General features: G+C 62.5%; 10 protein-coding genes. 6 read left to right on the top strand and 4 right to left on the bottom strand.

From position 1 onward, the window contains the following. Positions 1 to 211: 211 nt before the first annotated feature. From rfbD to rfbB, 4 genes are read right to left on the bottom strand one after another with little or no spacing between them, the layout of a single operon-like run. Positions 212 to 1,150 carry a dTDP-4-dehydrorhamnose reductase gene (gene rfbD / locus ACM0PY_RS16660; protein ID WP_180885642.1) on the bottom strand — a complete coding sequence of 313 codons (939 nt, stop codon included), beginning with the start codon at positions 1,148 to 1,150 and terminating at the stop codon, positions 212 to 214. Next, positions 1,147 to 1,704, bottom strand: coding sequence for a dTDP-4-dehydrorhamnose 3,5-epimerase (gene rfbC / locus ACM0PY_RS16655; protein WP_088496883.1), 558 nt, complete (start codon positions 1,702 to 1,704; stop codon positions 1,147 to 1,149). Before rfbC ends, rfbD begins: the two co-directional genes overlap by 4 nt. Further along, positions 1,701 to 2,588, bottom strand: a complete 888-nt coding sequence (gene rfbA, locus ACM0PY_RS16650) for a glucose-1-phosphate thymidylyltransferase RfbA (RefSeq protein WP_180885640.1) — start codon at positions 2,586 to 2,588, stop codon at positions 1,701 to 1,703. The genes rfbC and rfbA overlap by 4 nt, the downstream gene beginning before the upstream one ends. Positions 2,589 to 2,602: 14 nt before the next feature. Beyond that, positions 2,603 to 3,658, bottom strand: coding sequence for a dTDP-glucose 4,6-dehydratase (gene rfbB, locus ACM0PY_RS16645; RefSeq protein WP_180885638.1), 1,056 nt, complete (start codon positions 3,656 to 3,658; stop codon positions 2,603 to 2,605). A 259-nt stretch (positions 3,659 to 3,917) separates the two neighbouring features. On the opposite strand from rfbB, the gene ACM0PY_RS16640 reads away from it, so the two are divergent. The 6 genes from ACM0PY_RS16640 (at position 3,918) to galE (ending at position 8,238) form a co-directional block, all read left to right on the top strand. Next, positions 3,918 to 4,664, top strand: a complete 747-nt coding sequence (locus tag ACM0PY_RS16640; protein ID WP_069139440.1) for an electron transfer flavoprotein subunit beta/FixA family protein — start codon at positions 3,918 to 3,920, stop codon at positions 4,662 to 4,664. Further along, positions 4,664 to 5,602 carry an electron transfer flavoprotein subunit alpha/FixB family protein gene (locus ACM0PY_RS16635; protein WP_180885636.1) on the top strand — a complete coding sequence of 313 codons (939 nt, stop codon included), beginning with the start codon at positions 4,664 to 4,666 and terminating at the stop codon, positions 5,600 to 5,602. Before ACM0PY_RS16640 ends, ACM0PY_RS16635 begins: the two co-directional genes overlap by 1 nt. A 92-nt stretch (positions 5,603 to 5,694) precedes the next feature. Continuing rightward, complete coding sequence (locus ACM0PY_RS16630; protein WP_088496879.1) at positions 5,695 to 6,084, top strand: GtrA family protein; 390 nt, start codon at positions 5,695 to 5,697, stop codon at positions 6,082 to 6,084. Positions 6,085 to 6,088: 4 nt separating this feature from the next. After that, a complete protein-coding gene (locus ACM0PY_RS16625) occupies positions 6,089 to 6,778 on the top strand; it encodes a glycosyltransferase family 2 protein (RefSeq protein WP_088496878.1) in 690 nt (229 codons plus the stop codon). Positions 6,779 to 6,780: 2 nt separating this feature from the next. Further along, the gene (locus ACM0PY_RS16620) at positions 6,781 to 7,167 is read left to right on the top strand and encodes a DUF2304 domain-containing protein (protein ID WP_088496877.1); all 387 of its coding nucleotides are present in this window, start codon (positions 6,781 to 6,783) and stop codon (positions 7,165 to 7,167) included. Positions 7,168 to 7,227: 60 nt separating this feature from the next. After that, positions 7,228 to 8,238 carry a UDP-glucose 4-epimerase GalE gene (gene galE, locus ACM0PY_RS16615; RefSeq protein WP_088496876.1) on the top strand — a complete coding sequence of 337 codons (1,011 nt, stop codon included), beginning with the start codon at positions 7,228 to 7,230 and terminating at the stop codon, positions 8,236 to 8,238. The last annotated feature ends 22 nt before the right edge of the window (positions 8,239 to 8,260 follow it).

Here is an 8,260-nt window from a genome sequence, read left to right as displayed (position 1 = left end):
TGCCCGAGGAATCGTAGCCACGGTATTCAAGGCGCTTCAGACCCTCGATCAGTACCGGTACTACGTCGCGATCGGCGATCGCACCCACGATTCCACACATGTCACGCGTTTCCTTGAAGACGATTGCTGCATTCTAGCCTGCGTGTCCGGCTTCCCCCTCCTGTCCGCTTAATGAAAGTGTCCGGAAAGGTGTCTGCAGGGGGAAACTAGTCTAGTTCGTCCTGGAGGCCCTGTCCCCAGCTGGTCTATCCACCAAGCGTTTGACCTCATTCATCACAATGGTCAGCCCCTCATGCCAATCCGGGAGAGGAATGCCCAAATCCTGCTGCAGCTTGCGATTGTCAAGTACCGACCAGGCCGGACGCTTGGCCGGGGTCGGATACTCGGAGCTGGGAATCGCCTCGACCGTCGGCACCTTGGCCAACACGCCGGTGGCCAACGCTTCGGCGAAGATCGCTTCGGCGAACCCATGCCAGCTGGTCTGGCCGCTGGCGGTCAGGTGCCAGGTACCCGACAACTGCCCCGGATGCTGCAGCGCCTGCAAGGTGACATCAGCGATTAGCGCGGCCGGCGTCGGCGTGCCGACCTGGTCGGCCACCACCCGCAACGCATCGCGCTCGGCGCCCACGCGCAGCATGGTGCGCAGGAAGTTCGCGCCGTGCGAGGCATACACCCACGCCGTGCGGAAAATCAGATGGCGGCCACCGGCCGCACGCACCGCGTCCTCGCCATCGCGCTTGCTGGTGCCATACACGCCCAGCGGTGCGGTCGGCTCGTCCTCGCGGTAGGGCGCACTGCCCTGACCATCGAACACGTAGTCGGTCGAATAGTGTACGAACGGCACGCCGTGGGCCGCGCACCAGCGCGCGATTACGCCCGGCGCCTGCGCGTTAGCGGCGAAGGCGGCATCAACGTCCTGTTCTGCGCGGTCAACGGCGGTGTAAGCGGCCGCATTGACCACCAGCGACGGCTGCACGCGGTCCAGCAATGCAGGCAGGCCGTCGGGCTGGCCGAAATCGGCCGTTTCACAGGCACTGCCGTCCGGCAGCTTGCCGCTGCGGGTGGTCGCGACCACCTTGCCCAGCGGTGCCAGCGCGCGCAGCAGCTCCTGGCCAACCTGGCCGTTGCCACCAAACACCAGCACGGTCATGGCACGTAGACCGGCAGGCGGTCTTCAGCGATGTCCTTCAGGAACGGCGCGTTCTCGTCCTTGGCCGACAACGTCGGGACACTGACCGGCCAGTCCACGGCGATGTCCGCATCGTTCCAGCGCACGCCGGCATCGAATTCCTTGAGGTACACCTCCGTGCACAGATAGCTGAACACCGCTCGCTCGGACAGCACGGCGAAACCGTGGGCGAAGCCCTCTGGAATCCAGAACTGCTTCTTGTTCTCCGCGCTCAGCACCACCGCTTCCCACTGGCCGAAGGTCGGCGAGCCGCGACGGATGTCCACGGCCACGTCATAGACCTCGCCTTCCAGCACGCTGACCAGCTTGCCCTGCGGTCGCGGCCACTGGTAATGCAGGCCGCGCAGCACGCCCTGCGCAGAGGTGGAGACGTTGCTCTGCACGAAACGGTCCGGCAGGCCCAGCGCGGCGAAGCGCTCGGCGTTCCAGGTTTCGAAGAAATAACCGCGGGCATCGCCGAACACCGCCGGCTCGATCACCACGCAGCCGGGCAACCGGGTTTCAATCACTTTCATGGAACGACTCCACGCACGGCGAGCTTATGCAGGTATTCACCGTAGCTGTTCTTGATCAACGGCGCGGCCAGCGCTTCCAATTGTCCAGCGTTGATCCAACCCTTGCCGAACGCGATTTCCTCGGGGCAGCAGACCTGCAGGCCCTGACGGGTCTGGATCGTCTCGATGAAGTTGGATGCTTCCAGCAGCGACTGATGCGTACCGGTATCCAGCCACGCATAGCCACGGCCGAGCGCCTCCAGGTGCAGGTCGCCTTCGGCCAGGTAACGCTTGTTGAGATCGGTGATCTCCAGTTCGCCACGCGGTGACGGCTTCAATTCGGCCGCGTAATCGCAGGCCTTGCCGTCATAGAAGTACAGGCCGGTCACCGCATAGTTGGAGCGCGGCTTTTCCGGCTTCTCCACCAGATCGATCACCTTGCCGCTCTGGTCGAACTCGGCCACGCCATAGCGCTCCGGGTCATTGACCCAGTAACCGAACACCGTGGAGCCTTCCACGCGCTCATCGGCGCGCTTGAGCACGTCGCGCAGGCCGTGGCCGTGGAAGATGTTGTCGCCCAGCACCAGGCAGCTCGGCTTGCCGGCCACGAAGTCGCGGCCGATCAGGTAGGCCTGGGCCAGGCCATCCGGACTCGGCTGCACCGCGTACTGGATGTCCATGCCCCACTGCGAGCCGTCGCCCAGCAGCTGTTGGAACAGCGCCTGCTCGTGTGGGGTGTTGATGATCAGCACCTCGCGGATGCCCGCCAGCATCAGCACGCTGAGCGGGTAGTAGATCATCGGCTTGTCGTACACCGGCAGCAGCTGCTTGCTGACGCCCTTGGTGATCGGATACAGCCGGGTGCCGGAGCCACCGGCGAGGATGATGCCTTTACGCTGCGTCATGTCGTCTCCAGGGTTCAGGCCGCAGTGCCGATGCGCTGCAGACGGTAGCTGCCGTCCAGCACGCCGTTGACCCAGTCCTGGTTGTCCAGATACCAGTCGACGGTAAAGGCGATGCCCTGCTCGAAGGTGTAGGCCGGTTCCCAGCCCAGATCGTTCTTCAGCTTGGACGCATCGATCGCATAGCGACGGTCATGGCCGGGGCGGTCAGTGACATAGGTGATCTGGCTGCTGCGCGGCTGGCCATCCGCACGCGGGCGGCGCTGGTCCAGCAGGGCGCAGATCGCCTGCACCACTTCGATGTTCTGCTTTTCCGAATTGCCGCCGACGTTGTAGGTCTCGCCGACCTGGCCCTTGGCCAGCACTGTGCGGATCGCTTCGCAGTGGTCGGACACGAACAGCCAGTCGCGCACCTGCTTGCCATCGCCGTACACCGGCAGCGGCTCGCCGGCCAGCGCCTTGGCGATCACCAGCGGAATGAGCTTCTCCGGGAAGTGATACGGGCCGTAGTTGTTGGAACAGTTGGTGGTCAGCACCGGCAGCCCGTAGGTGTGGTGGAAGGCGCGGACCAGATGGTCCGAAGCGGCCTTCGACGCCGAATAAGGGGAATTCGGGGCATACGGCGTGGTTTCGCTGAACTTGCCGGTCTCGCCCAAGGTGCCGTACACCTCGTCGGTCGACACATGCAGGAAGCGGAAGGCCGCGCCCTGCTCGGCCGGCAGCGCCTTCCAGTAATCACGCACGGCTTCCAGCAGGCCCAGGGTGCCCACCACATTGGTCTGGATGAACGCCCCCGGGCCATCGATGGAACGGTCGACGTGGCTCTCAGCAGCGAAGTTGAGCACCGCGTCCGGCTGGTGTTCGGCCAGCAGGCGGGTCACCAGGGCACTGTCGCCGATGTCGCCCTGCACGAACACGTGGTTCGGGTTGCCGTCCAAGCTGGACAGGGTCTTCAGGTTGCCGGCATAGGTCAGAGCATCGAGATTGACGACCTTGATGCCACGGGCGACCGCTTCGAGAACGAAGTTGCCGCCGATGAATCCGGCACCGCCGGTGACAAGCCATGTGGACACTACCTGATCTCCTGTTGATCAATCATGTGGGTCGCAGCAGCAACCTGATTCAGCTCGACAGGATACATCGGGGCCACTTTCACGACTGCCTTCACACTGTGAACGAAGCACAGCACTCCGAAAGTTCTTGCGGCACTGCAACACAACCATACGCATTCGCATGGTCCCCTCAAGCCAGCTAGAATCAGGATCCCACCCCCGAACCGGTTGCTGTTGCAGGACCGGACGTTCTCTCCGTTATTGAAGGACCCCGTACCAGATGAAAATCCTCGTCGCGTACAAGCGCGTGGTGGACTACAACGTCCGCATTCAGGTCAAGCCGGACGGTTCCGGCGTGGTCACCGACGGCGTCAAGCTGTCCCCCAACCCCTTCGACGAAATCGCTCTGGAAGAAGCCCTGCGCCTGCGCGACAAGGGCATCGCCAGCGAAGTGGTGGTCGCCACCATCGCCCCGGCAGATGCCCAGGCGCATCTGCGCAATGGCCTGGCCATGGGCGCCAACCGCGCGGTCCATGTGGTCACCGACCAGGCCATCCAGCCGCTGACCGCCGCCCGCACCCTGCTCAAGCTGATCGAGAAGGAACAGCCGGACCTGGTGATCCTGGGCAAGCAGGCCATCGACGACGACGCCAACCAGACCGGCCAGATGCTGGCCACGCTGTGGGGCCGTCCGCAGGCGACCTTCGCCAGCAAGCTGGACATTGCCGACGGCAAGGCCACCGTGATCCGCGAAGTCGACGCCGGCCTGGAAACCCTGGAAGTGGACCTGCCGGCGGTGGTCACCACCGACCTGCGCCTGAACGAGCCGCGCTTCATCAAGCTGCCGGACATCATGAAGGCCAAGGCCAAGCCGCTGGAGACCCTGCAGCTGGCCGACCTCGGCGTTGAAGCCGCCGACACCTTCAAGACCACCCAGTACGCCGCACCGTCCAAGCGCAGCAAGGGTGTGATGGTCAAGGACGCGGCCGAACTGGTGGCCGCACTCAAGCAGAAGGGGCTGCTGTAATGAGCAAGATTCTCGTCATCGCCGAACACCACGACGGCAAGCTCAACGCCGCCACCGCCAAGACTGTCAGCGCCGCCGCCGCCATCAGCGGTGCCAGCATCGATGTCGTGGTGCTGGCCGCCGATCCGGCCGCCGTCGCCGCCGAGGCCGCGAAGATCACCGGCGTCGCCAAGGTCCTGACCGTGGCCAACGCTGCCAACGCGCAGCCCATCGCGCAGGTGCTGGCGCCGCAGATCGCGCAGCTGGCCAAGGGCTACACCCACGTGTTCGGCCCATCGACCACCTTCGGCAAGGACCTGATGCCGTGCGTGGCCGCCCTGCTCGGCGTCAACCAGGTCTCCGACCTGATGACCGTCGAAGGCAGCCACACCTTCAAGCGCCCGATCTATGCCGGCAACGCGATCATCACCGTGGAAGCCCCGGCCGACCAGATCGTGGTCGCCACCGTGCGTGCCGCCTCGTGGCCGGAAGCGGCCCAGGGCGGCAGCGCCGCCATCGAAGCAGCCAGCGTCGATGCTGTCCTGCCGACCCACACCCGCTTCGTCGGCCTCGCCGCTGGTGCCAGCGACCGCCCGGACCTGCAGAGCGCCAAGCGCGTGGTCTCCGGTGGCCGCGGCGTCGGTTCGGAAGAGAACTTCAAGGTCATCTTCCAGCTGGCCGACAAGCTCGGTGCCGCCGTCGGTGCCTCGCGCGCCGCGGTCGATGCCGGCTACGTCCCCAGCGACCTGCAGGTCGGCCAGACCGGCAAGATCATCGCGCCGGAACTGTACGTGGCGGTCGGCATCAGTGGTGCCATCCAGCACCTGACCGGCATCAAGGATGCCGGCACGATCGTGGCGATCAACAAGGACGGCGATGCGCCGATCTTCGAGATTGCCGATATCGGCCTGGTGGGGGATCTGTTTACGATCCTGCCGGAGCTGGAAAAGGCGTTGTAAGGCGCTCTGGACCGGAGCGGGTCCAGATCTACCCGAGGGGGCGTCCAAACAGACGCCCCCCCCTTCATTTCTGGATCCGGTGACCCTCGCCAATGAGCGGACGCTTCTTTAGATTCCTGATTTCCGGCGGCACCGCGGCCGCCGTGGAGTACCTCGTCTTCCTTTTGATCCAACTGTCTCTGGGGGAGCGTTGGCTCATCCTGAGCCAGACCCTGAGCTTTGGCTGCGGCTTTGTCGCAAGCTTCCTGCTCAACCGCAGCTGGGTCTTTCGCAGCAGCGGCGCAATGAAGGCAGAACTGCTAAAGTATGGCGCAATCGCCGCATTCAACCTCGTGGCGGGCAATGCGGCGATGCTGCTGCTGACCGGCCCTGCCGATCTGGATCAGTACATCTCAAAGTTGCTGGTGATGGGGTGTATCGCCGGCTGGAACTATCTGATTTTCTCGAAGCTGATTTTCAAGCAGCAGACCGGCAAGGCGTGATCACATGTCACTCGAATATTCCAATGTCGCTGTAGTGATCCCTGCCTACAATGAAGGAAGCGCGATCAAGGACACCATTCACGCGATTCCTGGTAACTTCCCCAAGATAATCGTGATCGATGATGGGAGCCGGGACGATACGCATGAGCGTGTCCGCGAAACCCGAGCGACCCTGATCCGCCACCCGATCAACCTCGGGCAGGGTGCTGGTCTGCAGACCGGCATCGACGCGGCGTTGCTGGATCCTGCGATCGAATACATCGTCACTTTCGATGCCGATGGCCAGCACCGGATCGAGGATGTTGAAAGAATGCTGGCCTATGCGGCACAGCACAAGGTGCAGATCGTGATGGGTTCCCGCTTCCTGGGCAAGGCCGTCAACATGCCGCGGATGAAGCGCGTCATCCTGAAGGCCGCTGTCTGGTTTTCCAATGTAACGTCAGGCGTACACCTCACCGATACGCACAATGGCCTCCGCGTCATCCATCGCTCGGCGGCGGAACGGCTAAAGCTGGAACTTCCTGACTTCTCGCACGCTTCAGAGATCGTCGAGCGGATTGGGCAACAGCACTTCAGCTATGCGGAAGTGCCGGTCACGATCATCTACAGCGAGTACTCCCGCAGCAAGGGCCAGTCGATGATCAATGCAATCAACATTGCCTTTGATGCAATCCTGAGAAAGGTGATCAAGTAACCATGCTCATTCGATTTCTGCTGATCGCCTCAACGCTGACCATCGCCTGGTATTTCCTTACCTCGCGCGGCACTAGCCGGTCCAACGCATTCAAGAAAGTACTGTTGGTGGGCTTTGTCGCCGCGGCAATCGTTGCCATTCTGATACCTGAAGCGCTTACGCAACTGGCGAATTTTGTGGGTGTCGGACGCGGCACCGATCTTCTGGTCTATGTACTGGTCCAGGTCGTCGCGTTCCAGATGTTCAATACCTACGCAAAAGACAAGCAGAACCAGCGACAGATCGTTCATCTGGCGCGCCGCATTGCAATTCTGGAATCCATGACTGCGACGGCGCCCGCGGCAATCAGTGGTGGTGCCACTCCGGCTGATGGCGAACAGAAGCACTGACGGAGCTGCAGCCAGATCGATCCGGCGGCCTTATCCACTGAAAGGAATTGGAGGACAACGTTGAGAAGCAGGATTCTGGTGACCGGAGGGGCAGGCTACATCGGCTCCCATACGGCAATCGCGCTGCTGGCTGCAGGCTACGAAGTTGTCATCCTCGACAACTTCAGCAACAGTGAGCGCTGGATACCTGCACGAATCGCAGAGCTGTCCGGCTCCAGCTTTGAATCGGTGGAGCTGGACCTGTGCGACAAGGCCGCTACGCTGGAGTGCCTGCAGCGAATCAAGCCCGATGGCGTCATTCACTTCGCAGCGCTGAAATCCGTTGGCGAGAGTTTTATTCGGCCACTCCACTATTATCAGAACAATCTCTCAGGCACCCTGAATCTGCTGGATGCCATGTTGCAGGTGGGCTGCAAGAACCTGGTGTTCAGCTCGTCAGCTACTGTCTATGGCTATCCTGAGCATTGCCCGATCGGGGAAGATGCTCCACTTTCTGCCATCAATCCCTACGGGCGAACCAAGCTGATGATGGAGCAGGCCATCCAGGACATCAGCGCGGCGAATCCGGAATTCAATACCGCCCTGCTCCGCTATTTCAACCCGGCAGGTGCGCACCCCAGTGGTCTCCTCGGCGAGTTGCCGCGGGGCACACCCAACAACCTGGTTCCATTCGTGGCTCAGGTCGCTGCTGGGCTGCGTGAACGGGTGCAGGTGTTCGGTGGAAATTATCCCACTGTCGATGGAACCGGAGTACGCGACTACATCCATGTCATGGATCTGGCTGACGCACATGTGCACGCGCTGGCCTACCTTTTGCAGCGCAAGCAGGATCTGCTAGTGAACCTGGGCACCGGGCGCGGATACTCGGTACTGGAGATCATCGCTGCATTCGCGCGCGCGAGCGGAAAGCCGATTCCGTACGACATCGTGGATCAACGCCCCGGAGATGCCGCTGAATGCTATGCCGATCCATCCCTTGCTACGGAATTGCTGGGTTGGCATGCCTCTCGCGATCTTGACCTGATCTGCGTGGATACCTGGCGCTGGCAGCAGCATCTCGAACAACACTGAATCTTCCGGCAGCGCCCCTAAT

It is taken from the genome of Stenotrophomonas sp. BR163, from assembly GCF_047520985.2.
GTDB lineage: Bacteria > Pseudomonadota > Gammaproteobacteria > Xanthomonadales > Xanthomonadaceae > Stenotrophomonas > Stenotrophomonas sepilia.
This window is presented reverse-complemented; position numbering and strand designations above follow the sequence as displayed.

Coding starts and splice junctions, on each gene's coding strand:
- rfbD (WP_180885642.1), bottom strand. CDS start 1,150: ATGACCGTGCTGGTGTTTGGTGGCAACGGCCAGGTTGGCCAGGAGCTG.
- rfbC (WP_088496883.1), bottom strand. CDS start 1,704: ATGAAAGTGATTGAAACCCGGTTGCCCGGCTGCGTGGTGATCGAGCCG.
- ACM0PY_RS16620 (WP_088496877.1), top strand. CDS start 6,781: ATGCTCATTCGATTTCTGCTGATCGCCTCAACGCTGACCATCGCCTGG.
- ACM0PY_RS16635 (WP_180885636.1), top strand. CDS start 4,664: ATGAGCAAGATTCTCGTCATCGCCGAACACCACGACGGCAAGCTCAAC.
- rfbA (WP_180885640.1), bottom strand. CDS start 2,588: ATGACGCAGCGTAAAGGCATCATCCTCGCCGGTGGCTCCGGCACCCGG.
- ACM0PY_RS16630 (WP_088496879.1), top strand. CDS start 5,695: ATGAGCGGACGCTTCTTTAGATTCCTGATTTCCGGCGGCACCGCGGCC.
- ACM0PY_RS16625 (WP_088496878.1), top strand. CDS start 6,089: ATGTCACTCGAATATTCCAATGTCGCTGTAGTGATCCCTGCCTACAAT.
- ACM0PY_RS16640 (WP_069139440.1), top strand. CDS start 3,918: ATGAAAATCCTCGTCGCGTACAAGCGCGTGGTGGACTACAACGTCCGC.